Genomic DNA, 16,037 nt, shown 5'->3' with positions numbered 1-16,037 from the left:
GTTACTGACCCTCTACCACATCCTGCAGACGGCGTGCGGCGGCGGCCCGATCGCCCTGGGCGTAGAGGCTGCCACCGATCAGCAGTACCACGTCGGGCCCGTAGCGCTCGGCCCAATACGGCGCGCGTGCGGCGTCCACACCGCCGCCCGGCGTGGGCAGAGCCGGGCGGATGTCGCCCAGGGGGCGGCGCAGCCGGTCGTTGATGCGGTCGCACAGCGCCTGATCGTAAGTGGGGAAGCGCCCCTCGGCGTTGGTGTAGACCACCATATCCGCACCGAACAGGCGGGTGATCTCGCCGAGCAGCAGGGCGGGGTCGATGCCGTGCTCGGCGCCGGCCACCGCGCCGGCGAAGGCCGGGTGGGCCATCAGGGCCATGTCGTAGCGTTCGCGGGCCCAGATCAGCGCATCGAGACCGGTGAGGAAGGGGCAGATGAGGACCGCCTTGCAGCCGGCCTCCTGCGCGGCGTCGAGGCGCTTGTCCAGCTCCCAGCGGGGGCCGGTGACATTGGGTAGGTAGAGCGAGCGGCCGCCGGTCTCGGCATTGACCTCGTTGACCGCCCGCTGGCAGGCCTGCACGCGATCGACGAAGCGGGAGGTGTCCTGGTCGCAGAGCCCGTGGTCGTCTTTGATCAGGTCGATGCCGCCGCGGGCAAAGTCGGCGCAGAAGCCCGCCAGCGTGGCGGTGTCCAGGCCCAGGGGTTTGAGCGCCGTGGAGCTGATCGGCCGCTCGCCGATGCCGAGCATCTCGCGTACGCCGGCGGTCCCGTAGCGCGGCCCGCCCAGGGCGCGCAGGAGGTTGGGCGTCCACTCCACGTCGGCCAGGCGGATCCCGCTCTTGAGCGAGATATTGCCGAACAGGTTGTTGATCAGCTGGGTCGGTTCGAGGCCGGTGATCGCCTCCGGGAAGTCGAGAACCAGGCGGTGGCGGCCGTCCTCCAGCGCTGTTAGCTCCTGGATCGTCGGCACCACGTCGTCGTAGACGTGCTCCGGGATGCAGCGCGAGGGCAGCTCGGCGCTCTGCTCGAGCGCGATGCCCTTGGCCTTGTCGTGGGGATCTTCGCCGGGGCGGCAGGTCAGGTAGTAGGTCACGCGCAGGGTTTCGGCAGACAAGGTGGCTCCTTTCTCGATTCGGTCAGATCTGGTTGGGATTGGGGGGCGAGACGAGCTCAGCGATGCGCAGCACGTCGCCGCCTTCGTCGCGGGCCCGGGTGACCGCGCTCTCGGCGGCATCGAGCAACAGGTCCCGGTTGCTGCTGTGATCCGGATAGGCGGCGACGCCGGCGGAGACCGTCACCGGCCCGAGGGGGCGACCGCGCTGATGGATGCGCAGCTCGGCGAGTTCCTCGCGCACCGCCTCGGCGCGCATGGCGCCGTTATCCAGGCTGGCATCGGGGAGCAGGATACCGAAGCCGTCATCACCGGCCCGGCAGCAGACGTCCGAGCCGCGGAAGGCGTGGTGGACGGCGTCGGCCATGGCCTGCATCAGCCGGTCCGCGGTTTCGCTGCCGTGTTCGGCGGCGAAGGCATCCAGGGTGTCGACCTCCAGGCGGATCAGCACCAGCCCGGCGTTCACCCGGCGGGCGCGGTGGAGTTCGCGCTCGAGGGTGTCCTCGAGGTAGCGCCGGTTGAACAGGCCGGTGAGCGGATCCCGGACATTGCGGTGGCGGACCCGGCGCTGCAGCAGGTGACCGGAAAGGCTGATGGCCGCGGCGGTGCTCAGGGTCTGCAGCAGCTGCTGCTCCTGCTCCGACTCAAGGCCCTCATAGGGGGCCCGGACCTCGCCGACGGTCAGGCCGTGGGCCTGCAGGGGCAGGCGCAGTTCGTCGGTGGGGCCCCGGGGCAGCGTCGCCCGCAGGGTGTACCCCTGCGGTGGCAGGACGGTGCCGGTCTGCCAGCCCCCGCCGTGGTACCAGCCCTCGCGATCGAGCGAGAGCTGCCAGAGCTCGCCACAGCTGCGCGGCAGCGTCTGGGTGGCGATCTCGCACAGGGCCTGTGCGACCTCGTCCTGGCCGTGGCTCTCGGCCAGGGTGGTGAGATACGCTCCCAGGGCGGTGATGGTGTCGGCTTGCGCGTGCGCGGCGTGCTGTGCGCTCATGGCCTTTGGTACCCAGTCGGCGTTCAGACGGTTACCTTAAACCAACACCCTGCACACCAGCCAGTTGGAGTACGACAGGAGGCGCCATGGCGCTGCTCACCACCGATCTTTGTGATGCCTACGCCGACGAGCCGGGGGCGCAGCTGCGCGCGATGAACCCGATGCTGATCGGCTACGGCGGGCGTGCGCGCTTCGGCGGCCCGGTGACCACGCTCAAGCTGTTCGAGGATAACGTCCGCGTGCGCGAGCTGCTCAGCGCACCCGGGGACGGCGGCGTGCTGGTGGTCGACGGCGGCGGGTCCATGCGCTGCGCCCTGCTCGGCGACCGACTGGCCGAGCTGGGGCGGGAGAACGGCTGGTCCGGCGCCATCATCTACGGCTGTGTGCGCGACAGTGCCGAGCTGGCGCAGATCGACTTCGGCGTCCAGGCGCTCAATACGCACCCGCTCAAGAGTCAGAAGAAGGGGCTCGGGGAGCGCGACGTCTCGGTGACCTTCGCCGGGGTCACCATCCAGTCCGGTGACTGGCTCTACGCGGACGAAGACGGCGTGGTGGTGGCGAGCCGCGAGCTGACGCTCTAGGGGGGCGGCAGCGCGACCACGGAGCCGTACGGCAGAGGGGCATTGGCATGAGTGATGGTTCGGCATCGGTGCGCCTGGATCGGTGGTTGTGGGCGGCGCGGTTCTTCAAGACCCGCCGTCTGGCCGTCGAGGCGGTGCAGGGCGGCAAGGTCGACGTCGGCGGCGGCAAGGCCAAGCCGAGCCGGGCGGTGCGCCCTGGGGATCGGCTGACCATTACCAAGGCGCAGCAGCGCTTCGAGGTGATCGTCCGCGATGTGGCCGAGGAGCGTGGCCCTGCCAAGGTGGCCGAGACCCTCTACGAGGAGACCGAAGCCAGCCGCCAGCGGCGTCAGCAGCAGGCCGAGCAGCGCCGTGCGGCCGCCGCGTCCATGCCGCGGCCCAGCCATCGCCCCGACCGGCGTGAGCGGCGCCGCCTGTCGGCCTTCAAGAAGGGCGGTTAGCCGAAGTCGCGGGAGCGGACGTCCAGTTCGCCGATCAGTCCCGACAGATCCTCCAGCCGGCCGGCGATCAGGTGCCCGACGCCGTGCCGGTACTGCCAGGTGCCGGCCACCCCCAGAAGCCGGGCCTCGAGCAAGGGGCGGGACTGGGCCTCGGCGGTGGCGCGGCGCACCACCAGATTGATCCGACCGGTCTCATCCTCCAGCGTAACGAAGGTGATCCCCCCGGCCGAGCCGGGGCGCTGGCGGTTGATCACCAGCCCGGCAGCCCGTATCGAACGGCCGTCCTCTGCGGTGGCGAGCTCGGCGGCACTGCGGTAGCGCCGAGCCCGGAGCTGCCGGCGCAGGAACGCGAGCGGATGGCGGCGCAGGGTGAAGCCGGTGCTGGCGTAGTCGGCCAGGACTGCCTGGGACTCGCGGGCGGGGGCGAGGCTCGGTCGGCCGGCCTCGGCCGGCGGGGGAGGGATCAGGGCGGTCCCCTCGTCGGCGCCCAGGGCTGCCCAGCTGGCCGCCCGGCGGTGCCCGGCGATGCCGCGCAGCGCGTCGGCGCGGGCCAGGGCGTGAATATCGGCCCGGGACAGGTGCGCGCGGCGCTTGAGGTCGTTGACCCCGGTGAAGGGCGCCCGGGAGCGGGCGGCGGCGATCCGCTCGGCGCCGGCGGTGGACAGGCCGCGGATCTGGTTCAGCCCCAGGCGGAGGGCCGGTTGCGAGCCGGCGCCTGATGGGCTGTCCGGCGGCTGCGGGGGTTCGAGCGTGCACGCCGGCTCGCTGAAGCGCACGTCCACCGGGCGCACCGCCACGTCGTGCTCCCGGGTGTCGCGGATGATCTGCGCCGGGGCGTAGAAGCCCATCGGCTGGCTGTTGAGCAGGGCGGCGGCGAAGGCCGCCGGCTCATGGCACTTGAGCCAGGCCGAGGCGTAGACGAGCAGCGCGAAGCTGGCGGCGTGGGACTCCGGGAAGCCGTACTCGCCGAAGCCCTCGATCTGCCGGTAGAGGCGTTCGGCGTAGGCGCTGGAGTAGCCGCGCTCGCGCATCCCCTCGATGAGCCGCTCACGCAGCGGTGCCAGTCCGCCCTTCTTGCGCCAGGCGGCCATGGAGCGACGCAGCCGGTCGGCCTCGTCCGGGGTGAAGCCGGCGGCCACGACGGCCAACTCCATGGCCTGCTCCTGGAAGATCGGTACCCCGAGGGTGCGCTCCAGAACTCCACGGACCTCCTCGGATGGGTAGTCCACCGGCTCGCTGCCCTCGCGCCGGCGCAGGTAGGGGTGGACCATATCGCCCTGGATGGGGCCGGGGCGGACGATGGAGATCTCGATGACCAGGTCGTAGAAGCAGCGCGGGCGCATCCGCGGCAGCATGGCCATCTGCGCCCGCGACTCGATCTGGAAGACCCCCAGGGTGTCAGCGCGCTGGATCATGGCGTAGGTGGCCGGATCGGCCGGCGGCAGAGTGGCCAGGGTCCAGGCATGGCCGCGCCAGTGGTGGATGAGCTCGAAGGCGCGGCGGATGACGCTGAGCATGCCCAGGGCCAGGACATCCACCTTGAGCAGTCCGAGCGCCTCCAGGTCGTCCTTGTCCCACTGGATCACCGTGCGCCCGTCCATGGCGGCTGGTTCCACCGGTACCAGCTCGGTGATTGGGCAGCGGGCGATGACAAACCCGCCGACGTGCTGCGAGAGGTGGCGCGGGAAACCGAGGAGCTCCCCGGCCAGTATCCGCAGTCGGCGCGCAATGGGGCCGTCGGGGTTGAGCCCGGCCTGGCGGAGCTGCTCGTCGTTGGCGGCGGAGTGGTCCCAGGGCTGCAGCCCCTTGGCCAGGCGCTCGACGCTCTCGCGCTCCAGGCCCAGGGCCTTGGCCACGTCCCGCACGGCCGAGCGGGGCCGGTAGGCGATGACCGTGGCCGCCAGAGCGGCCCGGTGGCGGCCGTAGCGCTGGTAGATGTACTGGATGACCTCTTCGCGCCGGTGGTGCTCGAAGTCCACGTCGATATCCGGCGGCTCGCCACGTTCGCGGGAGACGAAGCGCTCGAAGAGCACCGACTGGTGCGCCGGATCCACTTCGGTGATCCCCAGGCAGAAGCAGACGACGGAGTTGGCCGCCGAGCCGCGCCCCTGGCAGAGGATGCCCCGCCCGCGGGCGAAGGCGACGAGATCGTGGACGGTCAGGAAGTAGTGCTCGTAGCCGAGCTCGGCAATGATCGCCAGTTCGCGTTCGTAGCCGGCCTGCACGGCTGCCGGCACCCCGTCGGGATAGCGCCGGCGGGCCCCGGTCTCGACCAGCTGGCGCAGGTGTGCCGTCGGTGTCGTGCCCTCGGGAACGACTTCCTCGGGGTACTCGTAGCGCAACTCGTCCAGCGAGAAGGTGCAGCGGTCGGCGATGGCGGTGCTCTGTGCGAGCAGGTGGTGGGGGTAGCGTTCGGCCAGGGCCGGACGCCGGCGCAGGTGGTGCTCGCCGTTACTGGCCAGGTGGGCGGTGACCTCGGCGACCGGGCGGCCGTGGCGGATGGCGGTCAGGGTGTCGTGCAGGGCCCGGCGGCCCCGGGTGTGCATCTCGGCGCCGGTGGCCGCGACCGCCGGCAGGCCCGCGGCGGCGGCACGGGCCTCAAGCATCCGGCAGCGGGCGGCATCGTCGGGGCCGCCGAGTAGTTCCACCGCCAGGTAACCGCGTCCGGCAAAGCGGCGGGCGAACCAGCGGGTCTGGGCCTCGGTCTCGGTCCCTTCCTGGTGGGGGGCGTCCGGGATGAGCAGCCCCAGGCAGTCCGGTGCGCCGCTGTCCAGGTCCTCCCGGGTGAGGTGGTAGCCGCCCTTGGCCGCGCGGCCGCGGGCCAGGCTGATCAGGGCGCAGAGCTGTCCGTAGGCCTGACGGGTGGGGGCGAGGAGGACGACCCGCGGGCCATCGGCCGGGCGCAGTTCGGTGCCGACGATCAAGTGCAGGCCGTGGCTCCGTGCCGCCTGCCAGGCGCGTACGGCCCCGGCCACCGAGCACTCGTCGGTGATGGCCAGGGCGTGGTAGTCCAGTTGTGCGGCCCGGGCGACCAGCTCCTCGGGCTGCGAGGCGCCGCGGCGGAAGGTGAAGGCGCTCAGGCAGTGGAGTTCGGCGTACGCCGGAGATGTGGTTGTTTGTACAGTGGTCATGGCAACAGTAGATTGCCGCCTTGCCCGCCGGAAGGCAAGGGGGAGACTCAGCGCCAGACGATGGGGAAGCGGCCGCTGGTGGCGTGGCGGAAGGCGTCGCTGCTGCGCTGTATGGCCACCACGGTGACCGCCGGGCAGAGGACGATCAGCAGCACGCCGAGTAATCCCGCCGGTGGGTAGAGCAGGGAGACGGCCAGCACCGGGATCAGCATCAAGACCAGGAACCACTCCAGGCTGGCGATGCGCTGAAGCATCCGCCGGGCGATGGGACGCCCCTCGCGGATGCGCCCGTCGCTGCGCAGCAGGACCACCGGCGGCCACAGCCAGGTGGCCGAGATGGTGAGCATGGCCGTGTGCAGCACCAGTCCGGTCGCGATCTCCAGTGCTGGCGCCGTGGTCCACGGGGCGGCGGCGCGCAGGTCAGCGTACTCGGCCACCGGTGCGCGCACGGCATCACCGAGCAGCGCGGCCACGGCGGCGATGAGCAACGCCGCCGGGATGAGCCACACGGCCTGCACGATCCACAGCCGCACCAGCCGCCAGAAGCCGGCCAAGTAGTGGGTGCGGGGCAAGCCGCTCTGGGCCGCGGTCAGTAGCGTGCCCAGGGCGATGACCCCAGCGACGGCCACGCCGGCCACCCAGGCGCTTAGCGCCAGGCGCAGCGGGAAGGCGAGCTCCGCGAGCTCGGCGTAGACGGCACCGGTGCCCTGGAGGGCGAGCAGGATCAGGGCGATCAGGGGCAGGGTGACGACGAGCAGGCCGCGCAGGAGCAGGGAGGTGGCGTCGCGCAGCGTGGCGAGGATCAGAGCGATCATCGAAGTACCGACTTCATAGGACGCTTTAGTCTAACATCCCGTCCCGACGCATCGGTTTTTGGCGACAGGAGTCCTCGATGGGGGGCATGCAGGTCTTCACGTTCCTGGGCGGTATCGGCCTGTTTCTGCTGGGTATGCGGCTGATGAGCGACGGCCTGCGTGCTGCTGCCGGGGGCGCGCTGCGCGATATCCTTGCCGCCTCGACGCGCTCGCGGTTGCGGGGGCTGTTCTCCGGGGTGTTGATTACCGCCGCGGTGCAGTCGTCGAGCGCGGTGATCTTCGCCACCGTCGGCTTCGTCAACGCCGGGCTGCTGACCCTGACCCAGGCCATCGGGGTGATCTACGGCGCCAGCCTGGGGACCACCCTGACCAGCTGGATCGTGGCCCTGATCGGCTTCAACGTCGACCTCCAGGCGCTGGCGCTGCCCGCCGTCGGCATCGGCATGGGGCTGCGGGTGGTTGCTGGCTCCCGGCGTCGGCAGGCGCTCGGGGATGCCATCGCCGGGCTCGGGCTGTTCTTCCTGGGGCTGGATATCCTGCGCGGGACGTTTGCCGACCTCGGTGACCCGGGCATGCTCGCCGTCCTGGCCGGCTACGGGGTGCTGAGCCTGCTGCTGTTCGTCGCCATCGGCATGGTGCTGACCACGCTCACCCAGTCTTCCTCGGCGGCGCTGGCCATCACCCTGACCGCTGCTGCCGGCGGGCTGGTCCCCGAGCAGGCGGCGGCGGCCACGGTGATCGGAGCAGCGGTGGGGACTACCTCGACGGCGGTCTTCGCCACGTTGGGGGCCACCGCCAATGCCCAGCGCACCGCCTCGGCCCAGGTGATCTTCAACACGGTGGCCGGGATGGCGGCGTTGGCGGCCCTGGTCCCGCTGCTGGAACTGGCCCACCACATCGTCGGCTGGCTGGGTCTGGCGGCGCACAAGGCGGTGGTGCTGGCCGTTTTTCACACGCTGATGATGCTCCTCGGCCTGGCCCTGATGTGGCCGGCCACACCCCGCCTGGTGGCGTGGCTGGAGCGGCGCTTTCGCCGGGGCGATGACGGCCACAGCCGGCCGCGCTACCTGGATGACAACGTCCTCGCCACCCCGGCCCTGGCCCTGGATGCCGCGCGCCTGGAGGCCGAGCGCACCGGGGCCATAGCGCGCGGTATGGTCACCGCGGCGATCAGTGGCGGCGGGCCGGCCCAGCGCGAGTGGCTCGAGGGCGAGTACCGGGTCCTGGAGCAGTTGACCCTGACCATTAACGAGTTCGCCAACCGCATCGAGCGCAGCCAGAGTGATCCGGCCTTCGCCAACAGCCTGGCCCACCTGCTGCGGGTGACGCAGTACCAGCAGGACATGGCCGAGCGGGCTGTGGCCCTGGCGAAGCTGGACGCGGGGGGTGAGACGCGCATCGACGATCCGGAGTTGGCCGCCGCAGTGGACCGCCTGCTCGCCGAGGCAGTTCGCGGCATCGAGGCCACCGGTGAGGACCTCTCCGCCTGGGATCGGCAGGCAGTGAAGGCCGTGCGGAAGGGCTTCGACCGCCAGTATCAGCCGATCAAGGAGCGCCTGCTGCGTGCCGGCGCCGAGGGGCGCCTGCCGGTCCGGCGGATGGTGGCGGTGCTCGATCGCCTCTCGGCGGTGCGCCGGGCGCTGGATCAGGCCACCAAGTCCGCCCGTTATCTGCGCAAGTTCCAGAACGCCGAACGCGAACTGGTCGACAGCGGGGGTGCGGACGAGGTGGGACTCCCCTGAATGCTACACTGCAACATTCTGGGATAACCTCAAGGCGGGAGGTGGTATGCGCGAGGGTGCAGGGCAGGCTGAGCAGCGGCAAGCGGACTGGCACGCGATACACTCCGAGGAGGTGGTTAGCCGCCTTGAGGCGCAGCCGGGCAGCGGGCTGAGCAGCGAGCAGGCCGAGCAGCGGCTCGAGCATTACGGCCCCAATCGGCTCCGCCCGCCGGAGCGCGAGGGTCCGATCAAGCGCTTCCTCAAGCAGTTCCACAACGTCCTCATCTACATCCTCATCGTTGCCGGCGTGGTCACCGCGCTGCTCGGTCACACCCTGGACAGCGCGGTCATCTTCGGCGTGGTGCTGATCAACGCCATCATCGGTCATGTCCAGGAGGGCAAGGCCGAGAAGGCCCTGGACGCGATCCGTGGCATGCTTTCGCCACGGGCGGTGGTCCTGCGGGATGGCGAGCGCATGACCGTCAACGCCGAGCATCTGGTGCCCGGCGATATCGTCCTGCTCGAGGCTGGGGACCGAGTACCCGCCGATGTGCGCATCCTCGAGGCGCGCAACCTGCGCCTCGACGAGGCTGCGCTGACCGGGGAGTCGGTGCCGGTGGAGAAGGCCGACGAACCGGTGGCCGTCGATGCCGAGCTCGGCGATCGCAAGTCGCTGGCCTTCTCCGGAACCCTGGTTGCCTACGGCCGCGGCCAGGGCGTGGTGGTGGGCACCGGCGAGGCCACTGAGATCGGCAAGGTCAGCAGCCTGATTGCCGGGGTCGAGTCGATCACTACACCGCTGCTGCGCCAGGTGGCCGAGTTCGGGCGCTGGCTGTCGGTGGCCATCGTCCTGCTCGCCGCGGCGACCTTCCTGATCGGCTACTATCTGCAGGCGTATACCGCCATCGAGACCTTCCTCGCCGCCGTGGCCCTGGCCGTTGCCGCCATCCCCGAAGGCCTGCCGGCGATCATGACCATCACCCTGGCCATCGGTGTGCAGCGCATGGCCGGGCGCAACGCCATCATCCGGCGCCTGCCGGCGGTAGAGACTCTCGGTTCGGTGACCACCATCTGCTCGGACAAGACCGGGACGCTGACGCGCAACGAGATGACCGTGCGCAGTGTGGTGACCGCCGAGCAGGCCTACGAGGTCAGCGGCGTGGGCTACGTCCCCGATGGGGCGTTCCACCGCAACGGGGGCGAAACGGTCAGCGCCGGCGAGGAGCCGGTGCTGGCGCAGATGCTGCGTGGCGTGGCGCTGTGCAACGAGGCTGCGCTCTACCATCGCGACGGCAATTGGCGCCTGGAGGGGGATCCCACCGAGGGTGCGCTGATGGTGGCGGCGGTCAAGGGCGGCTTTGAGCGCCGCGAGCTCGATCGCTCCTTCCCGCGGGTCGATGTGATCCCGTTCGAGTCGTCCTACAAGTTCATGGTGACCCTCCACCGCGAGCGCGAGGACGGCGGGCTGCTGATCATGAAGGGTGCCCCGGAGCGGGTGCTGGCTGCCTGTACCCGGGAGCGGACCGCCGACGGCGATCGCCCCCTGGACCGCGATCATTGGCAGGAGGTGCTCGACGGCATCGCCTCCCGGGGGCAGCGGCTGCTGGCGGTGGCGGTCAAGGAGACCGACCCCGATCACCGCGAGCTGCTCTTCTCCGATGTCGAGGAGGGTATGGTGTTCCTCGGGGTCATGGGGATCATCGATCCGCCGCGGGAGGAGGCGATCGAGGCCGTGGCCGAGTGCCACCGGGCCGGCATCGGCGTGAAGATGATCACCGGCGACCACGCCCTGACCGCCGGCGCCATCGGTGAGCAACTGGGTATCCGCGGCAAGCCGCTGGTCGGTCACGAGATCGAGGCCATGGACGACGAGGAGCTCGGTCGCCGCTGCCTGGAGACCGACGTCTTCGCCCGCACCACGCCCATCCACAAGCTGCGCCTGGTCCAGGCGCTGCAGGGGCACGGCCAGGTGGTGGCCATGACCGGGGACGGGGTCAACGATGCCCCGGCGCTCAAGCGCGCCGATGTCGGCATCGCCATGGGCAACAAGGGCACCGAGGCGGCCAAGGAGGCCTCGGAGATGGTCCTCGCCGACGACAACTTCGCCTCCATCGCCTACGCGGTGGAGGAGGGGCGCACGGTCTACGACAACCTCAAGAAGGCGATCCTCTACCTGCTGCCCACCAACGGCGGGCAGGCGTTCACCATCGTCATCGCCATCATGTTTGGGCTGACTCTCCCGGTGACGCCGGTCCAGGCGCTGTGGATCAACATGGTCACCGCCGTGACCCTGGCCCTGGCGCTGGCCTTCGAGCCGCCGGAGCCGGGGCTGATGGAGCGCCGACCGCGGGATCCGGCCAAGCCGATCCTCTCCGGGTTCCTGATCTGGCGGGTCCTGTTCGTCTCGGTGCTGTTGGTCATGGGCACCTTTGGCCACTACGTCTACATGGAGGCGCAGGGGGTCTCTGACGAGTTGGCCCGCTCGGTGGCCATCAATACCCTGGTTATGGGTCAGGTCTTCTACCTGTTCAACGCCCGCTACATCCTGGAACCGGTGACCAGTGTCGCCGGCCTGCTCGGCAGCCGGGCGGTGTTGATCGCCATCGGCGTGCTCATCGTTCTCCAGGGGCTGTTCACCTACGCCCCGCCGGTGCAGGCGCTGTTCGGCACCGCCGGACTGGGTCCCGAGGAGTGGCTGCGGGTGCTGGTCTTCGGTGTCCTGCTGTTCGGCGTCGTCGAGCTGGAGAAGGCGGTCCTGCGGCGACGGATCTCGCCGGAGGATTGACTGGCGCAAGTGCGGTGCCCGGCGGTCCGGGTTCGGGCAGCGCCGGGTGCCGCGTGGTTGGCGCTGCGCCGCCCGGCCGCCGGGCGGTCGGACCGCCCCACTGCCTTGAAGTAGCGTTGCTCCCCTTGCCTGTCAAGACTTGAAATCACAACCGGTTGGGGTAAGCTGACCCGGTAACTACTACATATGGTGTTTCCCGCGAGCATCCTGAAAACCGGGCCAGCGCGCGCCGCGCCGGCCCACGGGCTGCTTTATGCTCGCGATTCACGCAACACAGGCAGGCCAAGGGAGACGATCCATGACCAAGCGCGCCGAGAGCAAGGTCCAGGCGATGCGCCAGTCGGCCGGCGATGTGCCGATCCAGAGCGCCTCCCTCGACATTTGGGACAAGAAGTACCGGCTCAAGACCAAGACCGAGGAGGCGGTCGACAGCAGCATCGATGAGACCTATCAGCGCGTTGCCCGGGCGCTGGCCGAGGTCGAGGAGACTGAGGCCAAGCAGGAGCACTGGTTCGAGCGCTTCCTCTGGGCGCTGCGTCACGGTGCCGTGCCGGCGGGGCGGATCATCTCCAACGCCGGGGCCTGGGACCACAAGCCGGCCACCTCGACGATCAACTGCACCGTCTCCGGGACCATCCACGACTCCATGGACGGCATCCTCAAGCGCGTCCACGAGGCCGGTCTGACCCTCAAGAGCGGTGCCGGCATCGGCTACGAGTTCAGCACCCTTCGCCCGCGCGGGGCGTACGTCTCCGGCGCCGGGGCGTACACCTCCGGGCCGCTGTCGTTCATGGACATCTACGACAAGATGTGCTTCACCGTCTCCTCCGCCGGCGGGCGGCGCGGCGCGCAGATGGCCACCTTCGATGTCGGCCACCCGGACGTGACCGACTTCATCCGCGCCAAGCGCGAGGACGGTCGGCTGCGCCAGTTCAACCTGTCGCTGCTGATCACCGACGCCTTCATGCAGGCCATGGAGGCCGACGAAGAGTGGCCGCTGGCCTTTCCGCTGACCGACGACGAGGTCGCCGCCGAGGGGATCGACCTACAGGATCCGGAGCAGGTGCTCTGGCGCGAGTGGCCGACCCGCGAGGGGTATGTGACCGACGGCGAGGGCCGGGTCGCCTGCCGCATCTACCGTCGGGTGAAGGCGCGCCACCTGTGGAACCTGATCATGACCTCCACGTACGACTACGCGGAGCCCGGGTTCATCCTGATCGATCAGTACAACGAACTGAACAACAACTGGTTCTGCGAGGAGATTCGGGCCACAAACCCGTGTGGTGAGCAAGGTCTTCCCCCCTACGGCGCCTGCCTGCTCGGGTCGATCAACCTGACCATGTTTGTCCGCGACCCGTTCACGCCGCAGGCGCGCTTCGATTGGGAGGAGTTCCGCGAGGCGGTGGCGGTGTTTACGCGGATGCTCGACAACACCGTCGAGATCAACGGTCTGCCCCTGGAGCAGCAGCGCGCCGAGATCCAGCGCAAGCGCCGCCACGGCATGGGCTTTCTGGGGCTGGGCTCCACCGTGACCATGCTGCGCATGAAGTACGGCGATGCCGCCTCGGTGGCCTTCACCGAAGAGGTGGCCAAGCAGATGGCGCTGACCGGCTGGCGCACCGGGCTCGAGCTGGCCAAGGAGAAAGGGCCGGCGCCGATCATGGAGGAGATCTACGAGATCACCCCGGAGCTGATGCGCAAGCGACCCGAGTTGCGCGAGGACGGCTACGAGGTCGGCGAGCAGATCCCGGGCCGCGTGCTGTGGGGCCGGTACTCGCGCTACATGCAGCGCATCGCCGACGAAGAGCCGGAACTGGTGGACGAGCTCGCCCAGATCGGGGCGCGCTTTACCCACCACAGTTCCATCGCGCCCACGGGCACGATCTCGCTGTCGCTGGCCAACAACGCCAGTAATGGCATCGAGCCGTCGTTCGCCCACCACTACGTGCGCAACGTCATCCGCGAAGGGCGCAAGACCAAGGAGCCGGTGGACGTCTTCTCCTTCGAGCTGCTGGCGTACCGCCACTTCATCGACGGTGACGCCCTGCCGGAAGGCGGTGAAGAGGGGCAGGGCAAGCTGCCGGATTACTTCATCAGCGCCGATCAGGTGACCCCGAAGCAGCACGTGGATATCCAGGCGGCGGCGCAGAAGTGGGTGGACTCGTCCATCTCCAAGACGGCCAACGTGCCGACGGACTACCCCTACGAGGACTTCAAGGACATCTACCGCTACGCCTATCAGCAGGGCCTGAAGGGGTGCACCACCTTCCGCTTCAACCCGGAGGTCTTCCAGGGCGTGCTGGTCAAGGAGAAGGATCTCTCCGAGACCACCTACCGCTTCCATCTGGAGGACGGCACGGTCCTTGAGGCGCAGGGGGATGAGGAGATCGAGTACGACGGCGAGACCCACAGCGCTGCCAACCTCTACGAGGCGCTGAAGGAGGGGTATTACGGTAAGTTCTGACCCGTCGGCGCTCCGCGTCCGTGGGCGCGGAGTGAACCGCGGTCACCCAAGGATTGCCCCATTCCCTGAACCCGAATCGGAACCCCACCGGGGGGAGCGAGTACATGGCCAAGAAGATCGAGAAGAGCATCGTCGACTACGAGGTGGTCCGCAACGAGGCCGAAGCGCCGGAGCCGAGCCAGGATGCGGCGGGCCAGCCGGAGTCCGACATCCAGCATATGCACGAGCACATCGAGCGCCCCGAGGCGCTCCACGGCTCGACCTACAAGATCAAGACGCCGCTCTCGGAGCACGCCCTGTACGTCACCATCAACGACGTCATCCTCAACCCGGGGACCGAGCACGAGATCCGCCGCCCCTTCGAGATCTTCATCAACTCGAAGAACATGGACCACTTCCAGTGGATCGTGGCCCTGACGCGCATTATCTCGGCGGTCTTCCGCAAGGGGGGCGACTGCACCTTCCTCGCCGAGGAGCTGCGCTCCGTCTTTGATCCGCGGGGTGGCTACTTCAAGCGCGGGGGCCGCTTCATGCCCTCGCTGGTGGCGGAGATCGGCGATGTCATCGAGACCCACCTGCGCGAGATCGGCATGATGGAGCCGGAGGGGCTCGATGAGCACCAGAAGCGTTTCATCGAGCAAAAGCGCGCCGAGGTCGAGGGTGGCGGACCGGCAGCCAACACCGGGGATGGTGAGCCCGGCGCCTTCCCGGAGGGATCGCAGCTCTGCAACAAGTGTCACACCAAGGCGATGGTGCAGATGGAAGGCTGCCTGACGTGCCTCAATTGCGGGGAGTCGAAGTGCGGCTGAGGAGTTCGCCGGGGGTATGGCTCCGGGCGGTCCGCCGCCAGCCCTGCAGCCGTGGGCCGCGGCGTTCCGGGGTCGAATGGCCCGGCTTGCGCTTCCCGCCGCTGCAGCTGTGGAATGCGCCGCCGAGCCCCGCCATGCTGCGTGAGTTGGCAAGGGAGCGTTAGCGAAGAACGGCATGGTGAATGAGCAGAAGGCGAAACCGCGGGTGGCCCTGGCGCTGGGCAGCGGCTCGGCGCGGGGTTGGGCCCATATCGGTATCATCCGCGCCCTGGAGCGGGCCGGAGTGCGCCCGCAAGTGGTGGTGGGGACCTCCATCGGGGCCCTGGTGGGGGCTTTCTACGCCGCCGGCAAGATCGATGTGCTCGAGCCGTGGGTGCGTAAGCTGACCCGTCGCGACGTGTTGGGCATGCTCGACCCGAGCCTGCGCTCCACCGGTGGGCTGATCGAGGGGCGCCGGCTCTACGACTTCTACCAGGAGCACCTCTCCGGAGCGGCTATCGAAGGGCTGGCCATGCCCTACGCCGCTGTGGCCACCACGCTCGGTCGGGGCACCGAGGTGTGGTTGCGCGAGGGTGATCTGGCGGACGCCGTGCGCGCCTCGAGCGCGCTGCCCGGGGTGTTCAGCCCGGTGCGCCGGGGGGGTGACTGGCTGGTCGACGGCGGACTGGTCAACCCGGTGCCGGTGAGCGTCTGCCGCGCCCTCGACGCCGACGTGGTCATCGCGGTGAATCTCAATGGCGATCTGGTGGGGCGCCACCTGCGAGAGAGCGCCCATCACGCCGGTACCGGGGTCGACCCGGAGCGCTGGCTGCAACAGCTGCCCGCCGGCGTGCGTAGCCACGCCAAGACGCTGGTCGGGCTCTGGGGCGATTGGACCGGGGCGCGGGACGCCGAGCGCAGCGAGGCGCCGGGCGTCTTTGAGGTGCTGGCCGGATCGCTGAACATCATGCAGGACCGCATCACCCGCAGTCGGATGGCTGGCGATCCCCCCGAGCTGATGCTCGCGCCGCGCCTGGCCCACATCGGGCTGCTGGAGTTCCACCGTGCCGAAGAGGCGATCGGCATCGGCGAGGCGATGGTCGAGCGGATGTTGCCCTCCATCCAGGATCTGATCCAAGGAAGCACGGGCGATCAGGTAGGATAACGCGACGCTGGCGTTCGCCGGCGGTAGCGATCGAGGCGAAAAACGATGAGA

General features: G+C 69.5%; 11 protein-coding genes. 7 read left to right on the top strand and 4 right to left on the bottom strand.

Going from position 1 to position 16,037, the window contains the following annotated elements; genetic code table 11:
• Position 1 precedes the first annotated feature (1 nt).
• Positions 2-1,111: a RuBisCO large subunit C-terminal-like domain-containing protein gene (locus tag HHAL_RS02380; protein ID WP_011813278.1), complete on the bottom strand. Its 1,110-nt coding sequence runs from the start codon at positions 1,109-1,111 to the stop codon at positions 2-4.
• 22 nt (positions 1,112-1,133) lie between these two features.
• The gene (locus tag HHAL_RS02375; RefSeq protein ID WP_011813277.1) at positions 1,134-2,096 is read right to left on the bottom strand and encodes a GGDEF domain-containing protein; all 963 of its coding nucleotides are present in this window, start codon (positions 2,094-2,096) and stop codon (positions 1,134-1,136) included.
• Positions 2,097-2,182: 86 nt separating this feature from the next.
• Here HHAL_RS02375 and rraA point away from each other — a divergent pair, with 86 nt between their 5' ends.
• Positions 2,183-2,677 carry a ribonuclease E activity regulator RraA gene (gene rraA / locus HHAL_RS02370; protein WP_011813276.1) on the top strand — a complete coding sequence of 165 codons (495 nt, stop codon included), beginning with the start codon at positions 2,183-2,185 and terminating at the stop codon, positions 2,675-2,677.
• Between the two features lie 47 nt (positions 2,678-2,724).
• A complete protein-coding gene (locus HHAL_RS02365) occupies positions 2,725-3,117 on the top strand; it encodes an RNA-binding S4 domain-containing protein (RefSeq protein WP_011813275.1) in 393 nt (130 codons plus the stop codon).
• Here the strand turns inward: HHAL_RS02365 and HHAL_RS02360 are convergent.
• Positions 3,114-6,248 carry an error-prone DNA polymerase gene (locus HHAL_RS02360; protein WP_011813274.1) on the bottom strand — a complete coding sequence of 1,045 codons (3,135 nt, stop codon included), beginning with the start codon at positions 6,246-6,248 and terminating at the stop codon, positions 3,114-3,116. The genes HHAL_RS02365 and HHAL_RS02360 overlap by 4 nt on opposite strands.
• A gap of 47 nt (positions 6,249-6,295) precedes the next feature.
• The gene (locus tag HHAL_RS02355) at positions 6,296-7,063 is read right to left on the bottom strand and encodes a hypothetical protein (RefSeq protein WP_011813273.1); all 768 of its coding nucleotides are present in this window, start codon (positions 7,061-7,063) and stop codon (positions 6,296-6,298) included.
• 77 nt (positions 7,064-7,140) lie between these two features.
• Between HHAL_RS02355 and HHAL_RS02350 the strand changes: the two genes are divergently transcribed.
• From HHAL_RS02350 to HHAL_RS02330, 5 genes are all read left to right on the top strand, one after another.
• Positions 7,141-8,805 (top strand): Na/Pi cotransporter family protein, encoded by a 1,665-nt coding sequence (locus HHAL_RS02350; protein ID WP_011813272.1) that lies wholly within the window; start codon positions 7,141-7,143, stop codon positions 8,803-8,805.
• A 46-nt stretch (positions 8,806-8,851) separates the two neighbouring features.
• Complete coding sequence (locus tag HHAL_RS02345; RefSeq protein ID WP_011813271.1) at positions 8,852-11,569, top strand: cation-transporting P-type ATPase; 2,718 nt, start codon at positions 8,852-8,854, stop codon at positions 11,567-11,569.
• 298 nt (positions 11,570-11,867) lie between these two features.
• Complete coding sequence (locus HHAL_RS02340) at positions 11,868-14,033, top strand: adenosylcobalamin-dependent ribonucleoside-diphosphate reductase (protein ID WP_011813270.1); 2,166 nt, start codon at positions 11,868-11,870, stop codon at positions 14,031-14,033.
• A 104-nt stretch (positions 14,034-14,137) separates the two neighbouring features.
• Positions 14,138-14,842 carry a TSCPD domain-containing protein gene (locus HHAL_RS02335; RefSeq protein ID WP_011813269.1) on the top strand — a complete coding sequence of 235 codons (705 nt, stop codon included), beginning with the start codon at positions 14,138-14,140 and terminating at the stop codon, positions 14,840-14,842.
• A gap of 175 nt (positions 14,843-15,017) precedes the next feature.
• Positions 15,018-15,986, top strand: a complete 969-nt coding sequence (locus HHAL_RS02330; protein ID WP_011813268.1) for a patatin-like phospholipase family protein — start codon at positions 15,018-15,020, stop codon at positions 15,984-15,986.
• Positions 15,987-16,037: the final 51 nt, after the last annotated feature.

It is taken from the genome of Halorhodospira halophila SL1 (assembly GCF_000015585.1).
Taxonomy (GTDB): domain Bacteria; phylum Pseudomonadota; class Gammaproteobacteria; order Nitrococcales; family Halorhodospiraceae; genus Halorhodospira; species Halorhodospira halophila.
Note: the sequence above shows the minus strand (reverse complement) of the source record. Positions and strands in the feature narration are given on the sequence as shown.